A 20,890-nucleotide genomic window follows, 5' to 3' on the forward strand; every position below is an offset into this window, starting at 1 on the left:
GTTTCATCTGCGTTTTCCGTCGCGAAGCTTAAGAGTTATTATGCGAAACCGACCCTCCGATTGCAAGCGATGCTGCCGGATTGTGACTCGAAATCCGCTGCTCGTCGGTCATAAGGTCAAAAATTGTGCCCGAGTGGCGCCATAAAGAAAGGGCCGGGGCATAAACCCCGGCCCGATTGCCCTTTCTTATGGCGATATAGCGTGCGGCTTATGGTCTAAAACGTCTGCTCGTAGTCGCTGTGCTTTTTGGCCGAACGCACCAGGAACTCCTGGTTGGTGTTGGTGCCCTTAAGACCCTTAATAAACGACGCCGCCGCGCGCTCGGTGTTGTTCATACCGGCGAGAATGCGACGCAGGCCGAAGACAAACGGGCGCATCTGCTCGTCGACCAGCAGGTCCTCGTTGCGCGTACCGGAGGCAACGGGGTCGATGGCCGGGAAGATGCGGCGATCGGCAAGATCGCGGTCGAGCTTGAGCTCCATGTTGCCGGTGCCCTTGAACTCCTCAAAGATGACCTCATCCATCTTGGAGCCGGTGTCGATAAGGGCGGAGGCGAGGATGGTGAGCGAGCCGCCGTTTTCGATATTGCGGGCTGCACCCAGGAAACGCTTGGGCGGATAGAGAGCTGCCGAATCGACGCCGCCCGAAAGGATACGACCCGAGGCGGGTGCCGCCAGGTTGTAGGCGCGGGCAAGACGCGTGATGGAGTCGAGCACCACCACGACATCGCCGCCCAGCTCCACAATGCGCTTGGCGCGTTCGATGACGAGCTCGGCCACGCGGGTGTGGTTCTCGGCAGGCATATCGAAGGTCGAGGCCACGACCTCGCCCTTGATGGAGCGCTGCATATCGGTGACCTCTTCGGGGCGCTCGTCGACGAGTAGGCAGATGAGGTGCACCTCGGGGTTGTTGATCGAGATGGACTGGCAGATCTTCTTAAGGATCGTTGTCTTGCCGGCCTTGGGCGGCGACACGATCAGGCCACGCTGGCCCTTGCCGATCGGTGACACGATATCGATAGCGCGACCGGTAATGGAGTCCTTGCCGTGCTCCATACGCAGCGGCTCGTTGGGATAGACCGGGGTAAGGTCGCCGAACTTGGGGCGGTTGCGGATCTGCTCGGGATCCATGCCGTTAACGGTCGTGATCTTGGCGAGGCCGGCTCGCTTGTCGCCGCCGCGCGAGGGGCGCAGCGAACCCTCGATGACATCGCCCGTGCGCAGGCGTGCGGAGCGGATGAGGTAAGCGGGGACGAAGGCGTCTTCGTTGGACTTCATGTAACCGTGGGCATGGATGATGCCGGAGCCGTCCGGGCGAATCTGCAGGATGCCCTTAATATCGCGGAAGCCCTCGGCCTTCGCGGCGGTCGTGTAGATCTCCTCGACAAGCTCGGCCTTCTTCTTGCCGGTCGTCTCGATCTCGAACTCTTTTGCCTTCTCGCGCAGCTCGGCGACCTTCATGGCCGCAAGCTCCTCGCGCGAAAGCGTGGGCTCGGTGGGGGCGGCGTTGCGCTCCTTGTTGCGCTGCTTGCGGTCGCGCTGACGGCTGCGGCGGTCGTTGTTGCGATCGTCCTTGCGGTCGTTGCGCTCGTCGTTGCGCTTGTGCTGACGGCGGCCGGGACGGACACCCGCTTCGGCCTCGGCGCCCCCGTCAGCCGCGGCTGCGGGCGTATCGGTGCCGGACGGGGCCTCGCCCTCTGCCTTGGCATCGGCGTTGGCATGGGCGCTGGGATCGGCGTCGCCCTGCTGCTCGGCAACCTTGGCCCTTGCGGACTTCTTGCGCGTACGCTTTGGCTTCTCAGTTGCCGGCTGATCGGCGCTCTCGGCCTCGGAAGCGGCATCGGCGGTTACCTCCGAGGACTTATCGTCGACGGGCTTGGCCTCAGCCTTGACCTTCGCCTTCGTCGAGCGCTTTGCCGCGGTGCGACGGCTGCGGCCGGGACGGACATCGACGGGCTCGGCATCGGCAGATGCGGGAGCCTCGGTGGACGGAGCGTCCTGGACCAGGGCATCGACCGTGGCCGTAGGCTCGGCCGTCACCGCTGCGCCCTGGGCAGCAGCTGCTGCGGCAGCGGCTTTCTCGGCCTCAACATACGCCTTGGGCTTGCGGCCGCGACGATGCGGGCGCAGAGCCGGATCAACGACGGGAACCTCGTTGACCTCAGCGTGCACGACGGGCTCAGCGGAGGAAGCGCCCTCCCCTGCCGCAGAACGAGCCGGAGCTTCAGCGACCTCAGGAGTCAGCTGCTCGACGGGCTGCTGCGTCTTGGCTGCCGCACGGCGACGCGTGCGCGGTGCCGTCTTCTCGGCCGACTGTTCGGCAGCAGGAGCCTCGGGGGTGACCGGCGCAGCGAGCTCAGTCAATGCCGCGGCCTCGCGCTCGGCAGCGCGACGGCGGGCACGCACAACCTGGGCCTCGCTAATCTGCGCCAGTGCACGGGCCTGCGCGACCTCATCGGAAATGGGGGCCGAAGCATCGGTGGCAACGGGGCGCTTCGCGCGCGTGGTGCGCGTCGTACGACGCTTGGGCTTTTCGGCATCCTCGCCGTCCGCAGCAAGCTTGGCCAAACGACGCGTGCGCTTAGGCTTAGCGGGAGCAGCCTCCTCGCTAGCAACGGGCGTGGTGGGCGCGGCGGCCTTAAGCGCCTCGGGAGCCGAGACCTGCGCCGGCGCGGAAAGCACGGCCTGGTCCGACGTAACCGGTGCAGCGGGAGCCGTTTGCGTCGTCGTTATTTCGTTTTCTTGTTGTTGATCAGACACAGTGTTTGCTCAACTTTCTTTTCAAGCCCTGTGATCACATGCTCCCTGCATAAACCTTCAGGGCGGCTAAACAGTCTAGCTCCGTCAAATACCGACGGACATCATTGATCTGTATAGAGATGATTGCGTTATATACGCAGCGTTAGTGTAACACAACCGCAACCACCTGCAACTTAGTCATCGGGAACGTTCTTAAACGACTAGTCAAAAGGGATGCTCTTTACAAAGTTCCGGCGTACACCATCGCCACATCAAAAGCTGCGGTGAAATAGTTCCCAAATCCCGGCCGGCACCCCTCAAGCAGGAACCATTCCACCGCAACTCATAAGAAGAAGGCAGATCAAGCCTCAAGCATCGAGAAAACGGAACAGCTAAGGGACAAGGGCATCGGCCCCAAGATCGATGTGCCACGAATCGCGCCCATCTACTACGTTTGCCCCCGCACCCCTGACCATACTCACTATTTTTCGAAAGTCGCAGACCTGCTACCTGCGGTTTTAATATTGCGATTTTCGGCGTGGTTCGGGGTACGCACTTAAACGTAGTAGATGCCCCCGATTCTTGGCAGAAGGTATCCCACCGCTCCTCCACGGGACAAAAATGATCCGTTTTCCTCCGTCCCCTAGGGTCATTTTCAAAACTATGGCTGTTTACTACGATGAATCGCTCAACCACGACCACGCCAAAAACCGAAAAAATAAAACCCCAGCTAGATGGCTTGCGCTTTTCGCTGAAAAGCCCGTGTGGTTGGATTCCCCAAATTCATCGTAGTAAACCGGTATAGTTGCGATTTGATAGCATTTTCCAGCAAACCAAACAGTCTCGAAAAATGCAAAAAACCCGACCTCCGCATGGGAGATCGGGCTTAGAAGGCTCAGTTAAACCAAACCAACGCAGTCAAACGACCAGCGCTTACATCTGCTCGGGAGCAGAAACGCCAACGAGGGTAAGCACCAGGGCGAGCGTCACGCGGACGGCGTCGCAAGCGGCCAGACGGGCGCGCGAGAGCTCGGGGTCGACGGGACGGCCCTCGCTCGGCAGAACCTGGCAGGCAGCGTAGAAGCTGTGGAAGTCGCCGGCGAGCTCCTCGGCAAAGTGCGTCAGGCGGAACGGGGCGCGATCGCGAGCGCAGCTACCGATGAGGTCGGTGAGCTCGTTGAGCTTACGCGAAAGGGCAAGCTCGGTCGGGTCGGTCAGCAGCGAGTAATCGACGTTCTCGCCGATGGCCTTCTCGGCGACGGCCTTCATGCCCATCTCAGCGGCCTGCTCGGCGGTAACGTCTGCGGCACGACGCAGGATGGAGCACACGCGGGCGTGAGCGTACTGCACGTAGTACACCGGGTTGGAGTTGTCGCGCTTCTTGACGGCCTCGATATCGAAGTCGACCATCTGGTTGGAGCTCTTGGAGATGAGCGTGTAGCGAGCGGCGTCGGAGCCGACCTCGTCGACGAGCTCCTGCAGGGTCACCATGGTGCCCTTGCGCTTGGACATACGGACGGGCTTGCCGTTGCGTAGCAGGTTGACGAGCTGGCCCAGCAGAACCTCGAACTTGCCGGGGTAACCGAGAGCATCGCAGACGCAGCGGACGCGCTCGATGTAGCCGTGGTGGTCGGCGCCCCAGATATCGATGACGTGGTCGACGCGCTGGAACTTATCCCAGTGATAGGCAACATCGGAGGCGAAGTAGGTGTACTCGCCATCGGACTTGATCAGGACGCGGTCCTTGTCATCGCCCAGGTCGGTGGAGCGGAACCACAGGGCACCGTCCTTGGTGTAGAGATAGCCCATCTTGTCGAGCTTCTCAAAAGCGCGGTCGACGGCGGAGGTGCCGGCGGTCTCGCCCTCGGTGTCCTTCACGTACAGAGAGCGCTCGGAGAACCAACGATCAAAGTCGCAGTTAACGGCGTGGCAAAGGTCGCGCATGTTGTCGACCATCTTTACGTAGCCGCGCTCACGGAAGCTCTCCATGCGCTCCTGCGGATCGGCGTTGACCCACTTATCGCCGTCGGTGCGCCAGAACTCGGCAGCCTCGTCGATGATGTAGTCGCCGCCGTAGGAGTCCTTGCCCAGAGTCTCGGCAAAGTTGTCCTGATACGGATGGGTCTCGGGATGCTCGTCGCTCTCGTCGGCAACAAAGGCATCGCGGTCGGCGATCAGAAGCTTGTGAGCCTCGTCGATATCCACGCCCTGCTTGGCGATGATGTCGGCAAGCTGCATATAGCGCGTACTGATGGAGTTACCGAAGGTGTTCATCTGAGAGCCGTGGTCGTTGATGTAGAACTCACGCTGGATGTCGTAACCGGCGTGGTCCATCACACGACAAAGGGAGTCGCCCAGAGCGGCCCAGCGACCATGACCGATGTGCATGGGGCCGACGGGGTTAGCGGAGACGAACTCGACCTGGGTCTTCAGGCCGCCACCGACGTTGGACTTAGCGAAGTCCATACCCTTCTCGCGGACCTCGCCAAAGATGGCGTTCTTGACGGCGACGGAGAGGTAGAAGTTGATGAAGCCAGGACCGGCGATCTCGACCTTCTCGATTGCGGGGTCCTCGGGCATATGGGCGACGACGGCCTCGGCGATCTTGCGCGGGGCGCAGTGAGCCAGCTTGGCGGACTTCAGGGCCATGGTGGAGGTCCACTCGCCATGAGAAGTATCAGCCGGTCGCTCGATAGCGCAATCGTCAAGTTCAAATGCGGAAAGGTCGCCGGCCTCCTGGGCCGCAGCAAGCGCAGCGCGTACCAGCTCTTCAATCTTCTCGGGCATAGATCCTCCTTGTGTTAAAGCCCCCGAGCTCTTGATCACTCGTAGGGCAAAAGCCAGAGTTTGTAGCACTCTATCACAAGCGGTAACTACTGTCGCAGGGTAAAGCTAATAGATATTGCATATGCACAAAAATGACTACCGCTTGTATGGAGTCACTCAAAGATGCCGGTCTGCCTGCAGATTATGCAGGCGTTGAAAATGCATAAAGGTGTGAATGAGCTGCGTCTGTTATCGAATACTCTTACCTATCGGAGTTGTGTGCTTTTCCTGCATAAAGTGATGGTTTGCGCACGTCAGCGTGGTATTCTTAACATACGTAAATTCGTATAAGTTGGAGGTAGCATGTTCTCAATCGGTCAACACGTCATTCATCCGGGTCAGGGAGTCTGCACCGTCGTCGGCTTTAGGGACGACACACCGCAGCCCATGTTGTTGCTCGAGACCAAACAGGGACATGCGCAGACGATTCTCATGTACCCCGTGGCGCAGGCCGACCGTCTGCATGCCGCTATCTCCCAGCAAGATGCAGAGCACCTGCTGAGCCACTACGATGAGCTGGAGTGCGACACCTTTACCGAGCGCAATAGCTCGCTCGAGGAGACGCACTTTAAGCAGCAGCTCAAGCTGGGCGCGCCCGAGACGGTTCGCGTGGCAAAAACCATGATGCACCGTATTCGCCAGGCCGAGGAAGCAGATAAAAAGCCCAGCTCCTACTACATGCGCGTACTCAAGGAAGCCAAGCGCCGCTCCATCGAGGAGTTCGCCGTGGCCCTGGGCGTCACCGAAGAGGCCGCCGAAGCCCGCCTAGCCCAAGCCGCCCTCAACTAACCTGCCCACGCCAAAACCACCACAAAGGGGACAGGCACCTTTGTGGTGGTTTTTTCGTTCTAGTCGTTCTAGTAGTATTCATTCTTAGCGATACCTACGAACACAAGGAGTCTTTTATGGCAGAGCTGCTTTCCGCCGGAATCACCCGCGACCGTGCGTTCGAATTGCTCAACGAGCACAACAAAGACCCGTTCCACATCACCCACGGCGAAACGGTCGAGGGCACCATGCGCTACTTTGCGCGCGAGTTCGACCCCGAGAACGAGGAGTTTTGGGGCATCGTCGGCCTGCTACACGACCTGGATTGGGAGGAACATGAGGACGACCCCATGAACCACACCATCTATGCGGCCGAGATCCTCGAGGGCGAGGGCGCCTCTCCCGAACTCATTCGCGCTATTCAGACGCACACGTCCGATTTCAATACCTCACTGCCCAAGCCCGAGCTGCAGATGGAAAAGATCTTGTTTGCCTGCGACGAGCTCACCGGCCTGATCGGTGCTGCCGTGATCATGCGTCCGAGCAAGAGCGTCATGGACTTTACGACTAAGTCGCTCAAGAAAAAGTTCAAGGACAAGCGCTTTGCCGCCGGCTGCTCGCGCGACGTGATTTCGCAGGGCGCTGAGATGCTGGGTTGGGAGCTCCCCGAGCTCTTCGACCGTACCATCGCGGCCATGCAGTCCTTCGCGCCCGATCGCGATACCTCCCAGGCCTAACCGCCCACGCCACCTATAACCACCACAAAGGGGACAGGCACCTTTGTGGTGGTTTTTCGTTTACGAGAGGTCTAGGGGCGGACCTGACCGGTGCCGCGGAGCTTGTATTTATAGGTGGTGAGGGCCTCGGCGGCAAAGGGGCCGCGGGCATGGAGTTTTTGGGTCGAGATGCCAATCTCGGCGCCCAGGCCAAACTCGCCGCCGTCGGTAAAGCGCGTGCTGGCGTTGGCATACACGGCCGAGGCATCGATCTCATCCAGGAAGCGCTCGCAAGCGTCCACGTCCTCGGCAACGATGGCCTCGGAATGCATGGTGCCATAGCGGTTGATGTGCGCGATGGCCTCGTCCTCGTTCGCCACGACCTTCACGCTCATCTCGAGCGCCAGATACTCGCGGCCCCAGTCCTCCTCAGTCGCGGCAACATAGTCGTCGCCCTCGGCAAGACCGGCATCGGCGCATACGGCGCACGTGGCCTCGTCACCGTGAATCAGCACACCGTGGTCGTGCAGCACGGCCACGGCCGCCGGCAAAAACGAATCTGCCACGGCGCGGTCGAGCAGCAGCGACTCGGCGGCATTACACACACCCACGCGCTGGGTCTTGGCATTGACGATAATGTTGAGCGCCTTGTCAAAGTCGGCGGATTCATGCACGTAGATGTGGCAGTTACCCGTGCCCGTCTCGATAACCGGAACGAGCGACTCGCGCACGCAGCGCTGGATCAGGCCCGCACCGCCACGCGGAATGAGCACATCGACGATGCCACGAAGCTTCATGAGCTCGCCGGTTGCCTCGCGGTCGGTAGACTCGATCATCGAGACGGCTTCGCGCGGGAAACCCTGGGCCTCAAGCGCATCGGCCAGCAGCTCGGCAATCATGGCGCACGAGTGATACGCCAGCGAACCGCCGCGCAGAATGCAGGCGTTGCCGGTGCGGATGCAGATGCCCGCGGCGTCGGCCGTCACGTTGGGGCGCGCCTCGTAAACCATGGCAACCAGACCCAGCGGCACGCTCACGCGGGTCAGGTCCACGCCGCTTGCAAGCACGCGGTGGTCGAGCACGCGACCGACGGGATCGGGCAACTCGGCGAGCTTCTCCAAACCGGCGGCCATTCCCTCGACGCGCTCGGGCGTTAACAGCAGGCGGTCGAGAAGCCCCGCCGAGATGCCCGCATCGCGCGCGGCGGCCATATCGAGCTCGTTGGCGGCAATGATGGAATCGGCGCCATCGCGAAGCGCCGCGGCCATGGCGCGCACGGCCTCCTGGCGTTGGACGTCACTCGCCGTGGCAAGCGCGCCCGAAGCGGCCTTGGCCTCGACGGCAAGATCGTGGACATACGTGGCTATATCGACCGACATGGACGGCCCTTTCTCTTAGATGTTTGCCAACCATGGTAGCCGATTTGCACGCATCCTCGCCGACGGCGGTAGAATTGGTCAACCCGAAACACCGCAACGAATGGAAGCATCACATGGCGCTCATCACTTCGTACCACGTCCCCGGCCTCTACGTCGAGGACCACAGCATCGACGTCCCCCTCGACTGGCGCGGCCTGGAGCCCATGCTTTTGGCCGTCGGCAGCTCCATGCGCCGCGGCGCAATGCCGGCGCCCATCGCCGGTGCACCCGAAAGCATCAAGCTCTTCTACCGCGTGGTTTGCGCGCCCGACCGCATTAACGACGACTTGCCGCTCCTCCTCTTTTTGCAGGGCGGCCCCGGCGGCGAGAGCCCGCGTCCGCTGTCGCCCACAAGCGATGGCTGGATCGAGGAGGCCGTCAAGCACTTCCGCGTCGTCCTGCCCGACCAGCGCGGTACCGGACGCAGCAGCTGTGTAGACGGGCGCACGATTGCCGCCTTGGGCGATCGTGCCGAGGCAGCAGGAGCCGATGCGGCCCGCTCACAGGCGGACTTTCTCAAACGCCACCTCGCCAGCTCCATCGTGCGCGATTTTGAGTACCTGCGCCTGGTGGGTTTTGGCGGCAAGCCCTGGGTCACACTCGGGCAGAGCTACGGCGGCTTTTTGACGTTGAGCTATCTATCGCTTTTCCCCGAGGGCGTAACGGCAAGCTTTACCTGCGGCGGCATTCCGCACGTGCCGGCGAGCGCCAGCGAGGTCTACGCGCACACCTTCCCGCGCATGGCGGCCAAGACCCAGCAGTATTACAACCGCTACCCCGCCGACGTCGAACGCGTGGCGGCCCTGGCAGATGCCCTCGAGGAGCAAAAGCCCGCACTGCCCGACAGCTCGCCGATGACGGTAGAGCGCCTGCAGCTCATGGGCAGCGACTTTGGCATGAAGCCGAGCTTTGAGCGCATGCACTGGATTATCGACCACGCGTTTGTTGATGGCGACGGTACGCTGAGCTGCGGTTCCTCGGTATCCGACAGCTTTTTGATGCGCGCCTTCGAGCGCACCAACACGCGTACAAACCCGCTGTACTGGACGCTGCAGGAGTTCATCTACGCCGATGGCGACACCATGCCCATCCGCTGGGCCGCGGCAGAAGAGAAGGCCCATCGCGCCGAGTTCGACACGCTCGCGCGCCCGCTCATGTTTACCGGCGAGGCCATGTTCCCGTGGATGTTTGAGCAGATGCCCGAGCTCAAGCCCTTCAAGCCCGGCATGGATCTGCTGATGGAGGACACCAGCTGGGACAAGATCTACGACCCGCAGCGCCTGGCCTGCAACGAAGTACCACTCCAGGCTGCGGTGTACTTCGACGACATGTACGTGGATTCGGGCCTGCAGCTCGATACGCTCAGCCGCATTGGCAACTCGCATGCCTGGGTGACCAACGAGTTTGAGCACGATGGCCTGCACGGCAGCGCGGTGTTCAAGCACCTCTTCGACGAAGCCCTCAACCGCGGAGACCTGCGCCGAATCTTCTAGCAAAGGAGTGTCCCCAACTGCCGGCACAAAAGGAACGTCCCCAGGTGCCGGACAAGTACCGGCAATGACGATGCCGCAGGAAGAGGACGGAAAGCGAAAACGCCCCTAAGCGAGCAAGGTGACGTGAAAGAGGAGAGCATTGACCTTTTGGTCATGCCCGACGATTGAACGTCAGATTGCCGCTTAGGGGCGTTTGCAGCGTCAATTGGTTAGGCGAAGACCTGATGGTCATGCCTCACCTTTTGAATGACAAATTGTCGCTCTGGGCGGCGCGCAGCGTCGACCCGTTAGGCGAAGACGATTAAATTATCTCGATGAATCGCGGGCTTCTCGGCCAGGTCTGCCAGCAGGCGGTTGCCGGCAATCTGGTCCTGGCGGCGTCCGGCTGCAAGCTCCAGCACGTCCGAATCGGCCTCGGCAATACCACGCGCGACAACCATACCGCTCGGGTCGCACACATCGAGCACATCGCCCTCGGCAAACGTGCCATCGACCTCGCGAATACCCACCGCGAGCAAGGACGAGCCACGGCTGACCAGCGCCTTCGCGGCGCCGTCATCGACCGTCACCGAGCCATGCGCCTTGTCGCCCAGCGCGATCCACAGCTTGCGGGGCGCAATGTCCAGACGCTCCGCCGGCGGATCGAACAGCGTGCCCACACTCTCGCCGCGAGCGAGGCGCACGAGCGCATCGGGCTCCTCGCCCGAGCATATCACGCTCTGAATGCCCGCCGTCATCAGAATGCGGCTCGCGCGGATCTTGGTAATCATGCCGCCCGTGCCCACCGATGTGGAAGAATCGCCCGCCGAGGCGATGATCTTGGCATCGATCTTATGCACGACCGGGACAAACTCGGCCGTGGGGTCCTCATGCGGATTGGCGGTATAGAGGCCATCGATGTCCGAGAGCGTCACGCACAGATCGGCAGAAACCAGGCAGCTCACAAGCGCCGCCAGCGTGTCGTTGTCGCCAAACTTGATCTCATCGACGGTAACGGTATCGTTCTCGTTGACGACCGGCACCACGTCAAGCTCCACAAGGCGCAGCAGGGCGTCGCGCGCATGCAGGTAGGATGTGCGGCGGGCCGTGTCGTGGCGTGTGAGCAGCACGAGCGAGGTGAGCAGGTCGCGCGCATGAAACTCCTCGTCGTAGGCCGACGAGATGATACACTGACCGGCCGAGGCGCAGGCCTGCAGGCTCGGCAGGTCGCCGACCGGCTTGCGGTCGAAGCCCAGCACGGGATAGCCACAGGCGATAGCGCCCGAGCTCACCACGACCAGACGCCAGCCGAGCTTGCGCAGGGCTGCGGCCTGGTCGGCAAGCCCGCCGATAAAGGCGCGGTTGACCTTGCCGTCGGCACCCACCACCGTGGACGAACCGATCTTTACCACCATCGTTTTATAATAAGTCGTCATACGTCAAACCAATCGAATGTTGAGCAGGCGGGCGAGAAAATGATCCGTTTTCCTCCGTCCCCTTCGGATCATTTTGCCCAGGGGAAGGCCGAAGCCGCGGCCATGTTCTTGCGCACGAGCTCGTCGCGCACCTGTGCCAGGCCCTGCTCCATGCCCACCACATAAGTCTGCGGGTACAGGAAGCGCTTGTAGACCGGATCCAGATGGTCCAGTGCCCAGGTGCAACGCTCGCGTGCGTCCTCAATGCTCTCGCGCGGGGCAACGGCACTGCCATCGCGCACGATCGGCGCCAGCAGCTCGCGATACTCAAGCTCGGAAACGTCGGTCACCAGGGCGGCATCGTTCACGGCCACGAGGGTATTGCCACGCGCGGCGCCCTCCCCCGCCAGATGATCCTCGTCATAGATCATGTCGCAGATCGGGCCGCCAAAGCCGTCGTAATAGCGGCGCACGCGCTGCACGCCCGGGATCGTGCGCTTGTAGGGCTGCTCGGAGAGCTTGACCACCGGCGTCCACGGGTCAGTCTCGCTCGCACGGCGGGCGGAAAGCTTGTACACGCCGCCCAGCGCCGGCTGGTCATAGCAGGTCGCGAGCTTGGTGCCCACGCCAAAGCTATCGATAGGCGCACCCTGGTCGAGCAGTGACTGAATCGTGTACTCGTCAAGATCGTTGGAAACCGAGATCCCCACATAGGGCAGGCCCTCGGCATCAAAACGGCCGCGCACATACTTGGAGAGCTTGGCGAGGTCGCCCGAGTCAATGCGAATAGCCGACAGGCGCTCGCCCACCGCCTCCATCTCCTTGGCAACCGTAATGGCATGCTCGCAGCCCTCACGCACATCGTAGGTGTCGATGAGCAGCGTACAGTTCTTGGGGCTCGACTTGGCAAAGGCGCGGAAGGCCTCGAGCTCGGAATCGAAGCTCATCACCCAGCTGTGCGCATGCGTGCCAAAGACGGGAATACCGTAGCGGCGACCGGCGAGCACATTGGACGTAGAGGAACAGCCGGCCACATAGCTCGCGCGCGCGACGGCCAGGCCGCCATCGGGACCCTGGGCGCGGCGCAGACCAAACTCGGCCACGGGACGACCGTCCGCCGCCAACACCACGCGCGCCGTCTTGGTGGCGACAAGTGTCTGGAAGCCGACGATGTTGAGCAGCGCTGTCTCGAGCAGCTGGCACTCCAGCGCGGGGCCGGTGACGCGCACCATGGGCTCGCGCGGAAAGACGAGCTCGCCCTCAGGGACGGCATCGATATTTACATGCGCACGAAAAACGCGCAGGTAGTCGAGAAATCCAGGCTTGAACATCGCGCCGCCGGCCGGGGCCTGGAGCGAGGCGAGGTAGTCGATATCCTCGGGCGTAAAGCGCAGGTTCTCGACCAGCTCAGGCAGCTCGGCGGTGCCGCACATGACGGCGTAGGCGCTACCAAAGGGATGGTCGCGGTAAAACGCGGTAAAACAACCCTGCTCATTGGCCTTGCCGCTCTCCCACAGGCCCTGGGCCATAGTGAGCTCGTACAGATCGGTGAGCATTGCGATGTCGGTGGGATGCGAGATGTCGGTCAAAGCCATGGGGCGACCTTTCGGATGCGTTGTGCAGAAGTTGAGGGTTGGACGAGGCGGACGTGCGGGCATGGAGCCCGGCACGAACAGGTTAGTGCAGGCCCATGCTGCCCGTGATCGTGTAGACCATAAAGACGATAAACGCGATGAGGGCGAGCACAATGATGATTTTTTGAGCCGGAGCCATGCCGGGGATCTCATTCTCACCCGTAGGCTCCTTGGAGGTGACCATGCGCTGGGCAAAGGTCATCTCGTCACGGCTCGGCTTGGGCTCGGCGGGCTTGGGATGAGCCACCTTTTTAGGTTGAGGTTTGGGTGTGGCAGGCGCAGGCTTCGCAGTGGCGGGCTTGGGCGCGGGCGCGGGCTTGCGCTCGGATGCGGCCCTCGTGGCGGCTTCCTCGGCCTTTGCGCGCTCGGCACGCAGGGCAGCCAGCTCCTCACGCTCGCGACGAGCCTCTTCCTGAGCCTCGCGGCGGGCCTTCTCGGCGCGGAGCTCTTCCAACTCGGCGCGCTCCTCGTCGGACAATGGTTGGAACTCAAGCTCGGCCATAGTACCGCCCTTTCTTTTTAAAAAAAGCCGCCGACACAATGTCAGCGGCTTATCAAATCCAAGGGTGGAGACGAAGGGAGTCGAACCCTCGGCCTCTGCCATGCGACGGCAGCGCTCTCCCAACTGAGCTACGTCCCCAGGACAAGTTGTTATTTTACCTACGGCTCGCCAACTGTCAACGCCCAATACCCAGTCTTTTTGGGACGGAGCCATTTTGACTACTTTTCGAGCAGGCAATCCTCTCAATGATTTTTTAATCCCCGTCCCAGAAAAATCATCGGTGAACGCGCTACTTTGCGCTGGTGAGGACACCGGTGGTGTCGAAGGCCGGGGTAAAGCTCTCGTCTACCGCGCCGCCCTCTTGCCAGAACATCGTCGTAAAACCCAGGTCATCGGCATGGTCGAGCACCTGCTCGTACTCCTCGCGCGTCACAGCACGCGCCAGGTCGCCGCCCTGCTCGCGCATGAGCGCATTGGGCGTGTACTGGTTCATGACCGAAATCGGCACATCGCCCACCGTCTGCCACACCAGGTCCAGCACGCGACACGAATCGTCTGCATGTCCCGGCAGTACCAGATGGCGCACGATCATGCCGCGCTTCATGAGCCCGTCCTCGTCCACCAGCTCTCCCCCGCGGCGCTCAATCTCGCGCGCCATTTGCGCTAAGCCCGACACGGCCACGCGCGGGTAGTCCTGAATATGAGACAGTGACTGCGCAAGCGCCGCATCGGCATATTTAAAGTCGGTAAGCCACACATCGACCAGATCGCCGAGCGCCGACACGGCACTCGCACGCTCATAACCGCTCGTGTTGTAGACGATTGGGATGGCCAGCCCGCGCGCCCGTGCCGCGGCAATCGCAGCAGGCAGCAGGTGCGCGTAGTGTGTCGCCGTCACCAGATTAATATTGTTCGCACCCTGGTCCTGCAGCTCCAACATAATCTCGACCAGACGCTCGGGCGAAATCTCAAGCCCAAAATTGCCCGTCGAGATCTCGTGGTTCTGACAATAGACGCATTTGAGCGAGCAGCCGCTAAAGAAGATTGTGCCCGAACCGGCCTCGCCCGAGATAGGCGGCTCCTCCCACATATGAAGCGCGGCGCGGGCCACCTTGAGCGTGTCGTTAGCACCGCATACGCCGTGCGCGCCCTCATCGCGCGCCGCACCGCAGCGGCGCGGACACAAATGGCAGGCGGGCGAAAAAAGTTCGGTCAACGACGTCGGCATAAAAACATGCTCCAAAACAACGATTCAGCAGCTCAAACGCAAAAGGGCCAACCGCACAGACGGCTCGAGCCCAAGGCGCCGTAATCGTCCGACACGATTTTTGTAATGTCAAGACTGGAATCCACAAAGTGCCGCTTTATGATGTAGGTATTCCGCCCCCCGCGGAGCAACTGGGTGAACCGTCGCGTTTATTTAGGGAGCCCACACAGTCGTACCTAGTACAGGTATCCTTCGTTGTTAAGGACGCTGGAACAGTCGATGAGGGCACCCACCTGTTTTAGGTGGGTTCATTTTCGTAACGTGGGGGGTGGTTTTCTTTTGCCGAAAATCGCCATTGCAAATCCCGCCATGATTCCCAAAAGGCACCAGGCAGAGCCCCACTATCACTCGAATATCTGGTAAGCGCGTGATTATCGCCCCGTGCAATTCCTCACACCCTCCTTGGTCGAGTATCATGGGTCAGCTATACCCTTTGCGGCATGGCATCCTTTGACCTTTTCCTTCGACGCTTGGCGGTTTATCGATTCATGGCTTCCTCCACGAGCTTCATACCGTACCTTTGCGTGGCGGTCGCGGCTTTTATCACGACCTTCCTTGCGGTGCCCCTGGTCAAGCGCCTGGCAATCAAGCTCGACGCCGTCGATTATCCTTCCAAGCGCCGCATCAACACTAAACCCATCCCGCGCATGGGTGGCACGGCAGTCTTTTTGGGCCTCGTCGTCGCCTGCATTGTTCAGATCCTAGGCACCTGGTACCTGGGCTGGCCGCCCGCTTTGGTGCCCCACCCCCGTCTGCACATCAGCTACCCCATACTTGCGCTTTCTTTTACCGTCATCTTTGCGACCGGCGCGATCGACGACGTCTTCCAGCTCAAGCCCAAGCAAAAGCTCGCCGGCCAGGTCCTCGCCGCGCTCATCGCCTGCGTGGGCGGCCTGCGCATCGGCGTCATCGTCAACCCGTTTGCTCCCGGCGAGATCATGCTCGGCTGGCTCGCCTACCCCATCACTGTGGTCTACCTGGTGGCGTTCACCAACATCATCAACCTTATCGACGGCCTCGACGGTCTGGCCACGGGTATCTGCGGTATCGCGTCGTTCACCATGTTTTCGGTCGCGGTGCTCTCGGGCCGCATCGACGCCGCCGCGCTCTCCATCGCGCTCTTTGGCTCGTGCCTCGCCTTCTTGCGCTATAACTTCAACCCCGCGAGCATTTTCTTGGGCGACTCGGGATCGCTGCTTCTGGGCTTTGCGCTGGGTTCCATCTCGCTGCTCAACGTGAGCCGCACCGCCGCGCTCACCTCGCTCATCATCCCGCTCATCGTGGCCGGCGTGCCCATCATCGACACGTTTAGCGCCATCGTGCGCCGCAAGCGCGCCCACATTAGCATCGGGCAGGCCGACAAGGGCCACATCCACCACCGCCTCATTCAAGAGGGCTACAACCAAAAGCAGGCCGTACTGCTCATCTACGCCTGGTGCATTATGCTTTCGGCCGGCGCCGCCGCCATCAATCAGGTCGAGGTCCCCATGCGCGTGCTCATCTTTACCGTGCTCGCCATTGGCTCGGCGGTCTTCGCCAAGCGCCTGCATCTGTTTGAGCCCGTGCTGCGCCACCATTACAACAAGCGCACGCACGAAGACGAGCTGGTAACCCCCGACGACCCCGCCTTTAAACAGGAGGAGCTGGCAGCCGAGGAACGTAAAGAAGAGCGCCACCACAAGCTCTAGGATAAGCTGCCGAGGATGTGCCCAGGTGCCGCTGGCCAAGCGCAGCCGCGCCGCACCCATCGCACAAGCCGCCCCTCTCCCGCCCCTCGCTTTCTTACGTCTCGCCCCTGCAATAAACGCGTTATCATCTTGACCCATGAACATACGTTAGGAGCAATCATGCCAAACGAGAACAGCTACGAAGTCGCGCTGCAAAAGAGCAACGCCATTCGCGAGGGCCTGGCCAAGACGCCCGAGAAGTTCACCATGCTTACCGGCGACCGCCCCACCGGCCGCCTGCACCTGGGCCACTACTTTGGCACCCTCAAGGGCCGCGTGGAGCTGCAGAACATGGGCGCCAAGACCAACGTGCTCATCGCCGACTACCAGGTCATCACCGACCGCGACACCACCGAGCACATCCAGGACAACGTGTACAACATGGTCATGGACTACCTTGCCTGCGGCATCGACCCCGACAGGACCATGATCTACGCGCACTCCGCCGTGCCCGCCGCCAACCAGCTCATGCTGCCGTTCCTATCGCTGGTCTCCGAGGCCGAGCTCGCGCGCAACCCCACCGTCAAGGCCGAGATGGAGGCCTCGGGCCACGAGCTCACCGGCCTTCTGCTCACCTACCCGGTGCACCAAGCCTGCGACATCCTGTTCTGCAAGGGCAATGTGGTACCCGTCGGTCGCGACCAGCTGCCGCACATCGAGCTCACCCGCACCATCGCCCGCCGCTTTAACAACCGCTACGGTAAGGTGTTCCCCGAGGTCGACGCGCTGCTGTCCGAGACCCCGCTGCTGCCCGGTCTGGATGGTCGCAAGATGAGCAAGAGCTACGGCAACGCCATCAACATCTCGATGACCGCCGAGGAGACGGCCAAGCGCATCAAGAAGAGCCAGACCGACTCCGAGCGCATGATCACGTTTGATCCCGAGAACCGCCCCGGCGTGTCCGGCCTGCTTTCGACGGCCGCCATCTGCACCGGTCGTTCCGAGGTCGAAATTGCCGAGGAGATTGGCATGGGCGGCTCCGGCCAGCTCAAGAAGTACGTAACCGAGGCCGTCAACGAGTACTTCGCGCCGATCCGCGAGCGTCGCCAGCGCTACGAGAACGACCTGGATTACGTTAAGGACGTCCTGCACGAGGGTAACCGCCGCGCCAATGAGATCGCCGAGCAGACCCTTGCCGAGGTTCAGGACGCCATGGGCATGGTGTACTAGACCGATCTGCTGACTTGAACTTCCGATTGCTATAGGGCGGGCGCTACGGCGTCCGCCCTTTTTGTGCCTGACCGGCTTGGCCCCGCCCATTGCACTCCCCCCGACAAACAGGAACGGGCCCGCCGACAGTCAGTTGCCAGCGGGCCCGTTCCCGAAGTACACCGTTGAATCGCACAGAGGGGAGGAATGCGAATCAAACTCAACAGGGCAGGCTTTTTCATCGCCTATTGCCTGCTCCGTTGCTGAAAACAATATAGTTCACCGTGGTTTACTTTGTAGCCTCAAACCGCGCCGTCATACGTTCTCCATAAGTTAGCCCCGGTAAACCTACAACGGAAAACCGCCGCAAAGGGGACAGGCACCTTTGTGGTAGTTTTGGCCACGGCAGATCTGTTAGAGTCCGGCGGGCCAGCGACAGGCGCCCAGATCGACGTGCATGGGGTCGACAAACGTCACGCCCTCCCCTAGCAAAAGCTCACGTTGAGCATCGGGACCGCCAAAAGCAAAACCCTCGCATATGCGCCCGTCGGCAAACACCACGCGATGGCAGGGTATCTCGCCGGGGCGCGGATTGCTGTGCAGGGCATACCCCACGTACCGCGCACTTCGTGGACGACCGGCAAGCAGCGCCACCTGACCATACGTGGCGACCATCCCTTCGGGGATCTGCTCGACCACCTCGTACACCCGTTCAAAAAAGCCCTCAGACGCCATCGCTCGCTCTCTTCTCCACATTAACAGCATAAAGAAATGATCCCTTGGGGACGGAGGAAAACGGATCATTCGCGGCCTCCGTGCGGTCGATGATCCGTTTTCCTCCGTCCCCAAGGGATCATTTGTTGGCAGGTTGGTTAGTTGGCGGGCTGGAAGAAGGCTACGGCTACGGCACCGGGGCCTACGTGGGTACCGATGGTGGCACCGATGGTGTGAACGGGCAGCTCGCCCTCGGTGTGGCCAGCCCACAGTGCCGCGCTGTCCTCGATATACTTCTTGAGCACCGCATCCGAAAGGCCCGTATAGCCGAGCGCCAGCGGCATGGAAAAGTCGATGCCGCCCGCCTTTTCGACCTTTTGGTTCAGCAGGTTGCGGCCGTTCTTGGAACCGCGCGCCTTTCCCAGCTGCACAATCAGACCGTCCTCGGCAGCTACCACGGGCTTTACGTTGAGCAGCGTACCCACGGCGCCGGCAGCAGCAGACAGGCGACCGCCGCGCACCAGGTACTCCAGCGTCTCGAGCAGGCCGATAACCACCACGCGGTCGCGCACGGCCTCGACCGCCGCCGCGATCTGGGCCGCGCTACGGCCCTCGTCCACCAAGCGCAGCGCATACTCAACCAGAATGCGTTCACCCAGGGTGACGTTGTTGCTATCAACCACGTACACATCGCCGCCCGGCGCCTCGGCTAGTGCGGTACGGGCGCTCTGATTGGTGCCCGACAGCTTAGCGCCCACGGTAATAATCACAGCCTCATCGCCGGCTTCGCGAATCTCGGCGATAGCCTGCGAGAACGCGTACGGGTTGACCTGGCCGGTCTTGGGCAGCTCATCGCGCTCCACGAGCATCTCGTAAAAGCGCTGGTGATCGATGTCGACGCCATCCATGTACACATCGGTGCCAAAGGTGACGGACAGCGGCAAAACGTCCAGTGCCGGGTGCTCGGCCGGCGACATATCGCTTGCGGAATCGGTAATAATGCGGACGGACATAGCGAATCCTTTCTTGCGCAGGTCCCGCGCAGGGAATTTTGACAGCAATGCCCCGGCACGGTATACGCGCTCAAACGGGACGATGCAGTTGTTAATGGGAAGCAAATGCCTAGGCGGCCCTACAGCTCGCGCAAGGTGTTGAGAATCGTACGCAGCGACGCATACATCTGCTCACGCTGCTCCACGCCCATGGCCTTGCCGGTGGTGTCGAGCACTTCACGAATAATGCAATCGGCCTCGTTCATGCTCTCGCCGCCCAACGTGGTCAGGCGAACCGGGGCGCGATACTTAACGGCGGCATCGCCCGAATCGTCGACTTCGACGTAGCCGCCCTCCTCCAGATGCGCCAGCGTGCGCGAGACGGCAGCGCGGGTCACGCCAGCCATGCGGGCGAGGTCGGCACCAGTCAGGCCGTCCTTGCTGCGCTCAAGATAGTACAGGCACATGATGTCGGAGCCCTTAAGGCCCAGCCTTGCGCCCTCAGATGTCTTAATGCGCTGGATCTCCTTGTAGAGTCCACTGATCAGTCCGACAAAGTCCTCGAAACGTGTCTCGTCGCTCTGTTGCATGGGAGACGACCGCCTTTCGCTTGCATAATGCTAACGGGTAAACATCTTAGCCGTACCCAGCGACCGCAAGCCCCGCACGCCCTATTTGTTAACTCATCAACATAAAAACCACCACAAAGGGGACAGGCACCTTTGTGGTGGTTTTGACCGGCGAGTATGATTTGCAGAAGTTGCTACAGCTCCACGCGGGGATTGTCGCGGGTCACAAGCGTCTTAACGACAACCGTCGCTCCCAGATAGCGCTCGAGCAGATCGGCAAGACGGTCGATGGCGGCCTGGCAGTCCCCCATTCGCTCGGGCTCTACGCACTCAATCGCCAGGAATGCGTCGGCCGAATCGTCGGATAGAGCCGTTCGAACGCCGTCGCGCCAGTTCCAGCAGCGGCACACGGCGCCCGCATCGTCAATGTAGGCGAGCTCGCCGGGCAGCGTCGGGTCGTCCGCTTCCTCGCCAAGCGGCAGGAACGCATCCCCGCCGTCGGTCACCTTCAGGCGAAGGTCCCCCTCAATCGCATGCAGATCCTCGCCTCCCACGGGCAGTGCATAGGACAGCGACACCGTGTTATAGATATCCACCGCGGGCGTAATGTGGCCCACCGGCTTGCCCTTGAGCACACGCTTGAGCAGGTTCTCGATTGAACAGCGCGCGCCCTTTTTGGTCTTGAACAGACGATAGGCCTCGCGCCATGCCTTGACCGGTGCGTTCTCGCTGATTGTATCGCTGGTCAGATGACGCTCCGCATCGATATTGGCACGGTCGAGCAGCGCCGCTATCGCGTCCACATCCTCTTGAGGTATCTGGGCCGCGGGCTTCATACCCTCCACGACCACAACACCGACCGCCGCCTGAGGAAACAGCTCCCAAAATGAATCCTCGGCAATAAAGCTCTTCATACATGCTCCCTTCACGATTCGCGCCCGAGCGAGGGCACCCAAACAAAAAGCGCCCTTACGACGGCCACC

The 20,890-nt window shown here is 61.5% G+C and carries 16 protein-coding genes and 1 tRNA gene; 5 read left to right on the top strand and 12 right to left on the bottom strand.

Annotated features, from left to right (window positions below; genetic code table 11):
* Window positions 1-215: 215 nt before the first annotated feature.
* Both rho and argS read right to left on the bottom strand, forming a co-directional pair.
* Window positions 216-2,759, bottom strand: coding sequence for a transcription termination factor Rho (gene rho, locus OGM60_06340; GenBank protein UYI98512.1), 2,544 nt, complete (start codon window positions 2,757-2,759; stop codon window positions 216-218).
* Window positions 2,760-3,671: 912 nt separating this feature from the next.
* Window positions 3,672-5,525, bottom strand: coding sequence for an arginine--tRNA ligase (gene argS, locus OGM60_06345; protein ID UYI98513.1), 1,854 nt, complete (start codon window positions 5,523-5,525; stop codon window positions 3,672-3,674).
* A 342-nt stretch (window positions 5,526-5,867) separates the two neighbouring features.
* On the opposite strand from argS, the gene OGM60_06350 reads away from it, so the two are divergent.
* Together OGM60_06350 and OGM60_06355 are read left to right on the top strand one after the other, a co-directional pair.
* Entirely contained in the window at window positions 5,868-6,353 is a 486-nt protein-coding gene (locus tag OGM60_06350; protein UYI98514.1) for a CarD family transcriptional regulator, read from the top strand.
* A 116-nt stretch (window positions 6,354-6,469) separates the two neighbouring features.
* The gene (locus OGM60_06355; protein ID UYI98515.1) at window positions 6,470-7,069 is read left to right on the top strand and encodes an HD family phosphohydrolase; all 600 of its coding nucleotides are present in this window, start codon (window positions 6,470-6,472) and stop codon (window positions 7,067-7,069) included.
* A gap of 71 nt (window positions 7,070-7,140) precedes the next feature.
* On the opposite strand, the gene OGM60_06360 is transcribed toward OGM60_06355, so the two are convergent.
* Window positions 7,141-8,427, bottom strand: a complete 1,287-nt coding sequence (locus OGM60_06360) for a glutamate-5-semialdehyde dehydrogenase (GenBank protein UYI98516.1) — start codon at window positions 8,425-8,427, stop codon at window positions 7,141-7,143.
* A gap of 113 nt (window positions 8,428-8,540) precedes the next feature.
* Between OGM60_06360 and OGM60_06365 the strand changes: the two genes are divergently transcribed.
* Window positions 8,541-9,959: an alpha/beta hydrolase gene (locus OGM60_06365; GenBank protein ID UYI98517.1), complete on the top strand. Its 1,419-nt coding sequence runs from the start codon at window positions 8,541-8,543 to the stop codon at window positions 9,957-9,959.
* Between the two features lie 287 nt (window positions 9,960-10,246).
* Here OGM60_06365 and proB read toward each other — a convergent pair whose 3' ends face one another.
* The 5 genes from proB to OGM60_06390 form a co-directional block, all read right to left on the bottom strand.
* Complete coding sequence (gene proB, locus OGM60_06370) at window positions 10,247-11,374, bottom strand: glutamate 5-kinase (GenBank protein UYI98518.1); 1,128 nt, start codon at window positions 11,372-11,374, stop codon at window positions 10,247-10,249.
* Between the two features lie 68 nt (window positions 11,375-11,442).
* Complete coding sequence (locus tag OGM60_06375) at window positions 11,443-12,948, bottom strand: nicotinate phosphoribosyltransferase (GenBank protein ID UYI98519.1); 1,506 nt, start codon at window positions 12,946-12,948, stop codon at window positions 11,443-11,445.
* 82 nt (window positions 12,949-13,030) lie between these two features.
* Window positions 13,031-13,489, bottom strand: coding sequence for a hypothetical protein (locus tag OGM60_06380; protein UYI98520.1), 459 nt, complete (start codon window positions 13,487-13,489; stop codon window positions 13,031-13,033).
* Window positions 13,490-13,554: 65 nt separating this feature from the next.
* Window positions 13,555-13,627: transfer RNA gene (locus OGM60_06385), tRNA-Ala, on the bottom strand.
* A 151-nt stretch (window positions 13,628-13,778) separates the two neighbouring features.
* On the bottom strand, window positions 13,779-14,717 hold the full coding sequence (locus tag OGM60_06390) for a radical SAM protein (GenBank protein UYI98521.1): 939 nt from the start codon (window positions 14,715-14,717) through the stop codon (window positions 13,779-13,781).
* A 527-nt stretch (window positions 14,718-15,244) separates the two neighbouring features.
* Between OGM60_06390 and OGM60_06395 the strand changes: the two genes are divergently transcribed.
* Complete coding sequence (locus OGM60_06395; GenBank protein ID UYI98522.1) at window positions 15,245-16,444, top strand: undecaprenyl/decaprenyl-phosphate alpha-N-acetylglucosaminyl 1-phosphate transferase; 1,200 nt, start codon at window positions 15,245-15,247, stop codon at window positions 16,442-16,444.
* A 159-nt stretch (window positions 16,445-16,603) separates the two neighbouring features.
* Complete coding sequence (gene trpS, locus OGM60_06400) at window positions 16,604-17,653, top strand: tryptophan--tRNA ligase (GenBank protein UYI98523.1); 1,050 nt, start codon at window positions 16,604-16,606, stop codon at window positions 17,651-17,653.
* Window positions 17,654-18,046: 393 nt separating this feature from the next.
* On the opposite strand, the gene OGM60_06405 is transcribed toward trpS, so the two are convergent.
* The 4 genes from OGM60_06405 to OGM60_06420 form a co-directional block, all read right to left on the bottom strand.
* Window positions 18,047-18,367 (bottom strand): MGMT family protein, encoded by a 321-nt coding sequence (locus OGM60_06405; GenBank protein UYI98524.1) that lies wholly within the window; start codon window positions 18,365-18,367, stop codon window positions 18,047-18,049.
* Between the two features lie 137 nt (window positions 18,368-18,504).
* Window positions 18,505-19,359, bottom strand: a complete 855-nt coding sequence (locus OGM60_06410) for a DegV family protein (GenBank protein UYI98525.1) — start codon at window positions 19,357-19,359, stop codon at window positions 18,505-18,507.
* A gap of 119 nt (window positions 19,360-19,478) precedes the next feature.
* Window positions 19,479-19,928 (bottom strand): MarR family transcriptional regulator, encoded by a 450-nt coding sequence (locus OGM60_06415; protein ID UYI98526.1) that lies wholly within the window; start codon window positions 19,926-19,928, stop codon window positions 19,479-19,481.
* A 173-nt stretch (window positions 19,929-20,101) separates the two neighbouring features.
* Complete coding sequence (locus tag OGM60_06420; GenBank protein UYI98527.1) at window positions 20,102-20,821, bottom strand: phenylalanine--tRNA ligase beta subunit-related protein; 720 nt, start codon at window positions 20,819-20,821, stop codon at window positions 20,102-20,104.
* Window positions 20,822-20,890: the final 69 nt, after the last annotated feature.

The organism is Coriobacteriaceae bacterium, assembly GCA_025757745.1.
Lineage (GTDB): Bacteria > Actinomycetota > Coriobacteriia > Coriobacteriales > Coriobacteriaceae > Collinsella.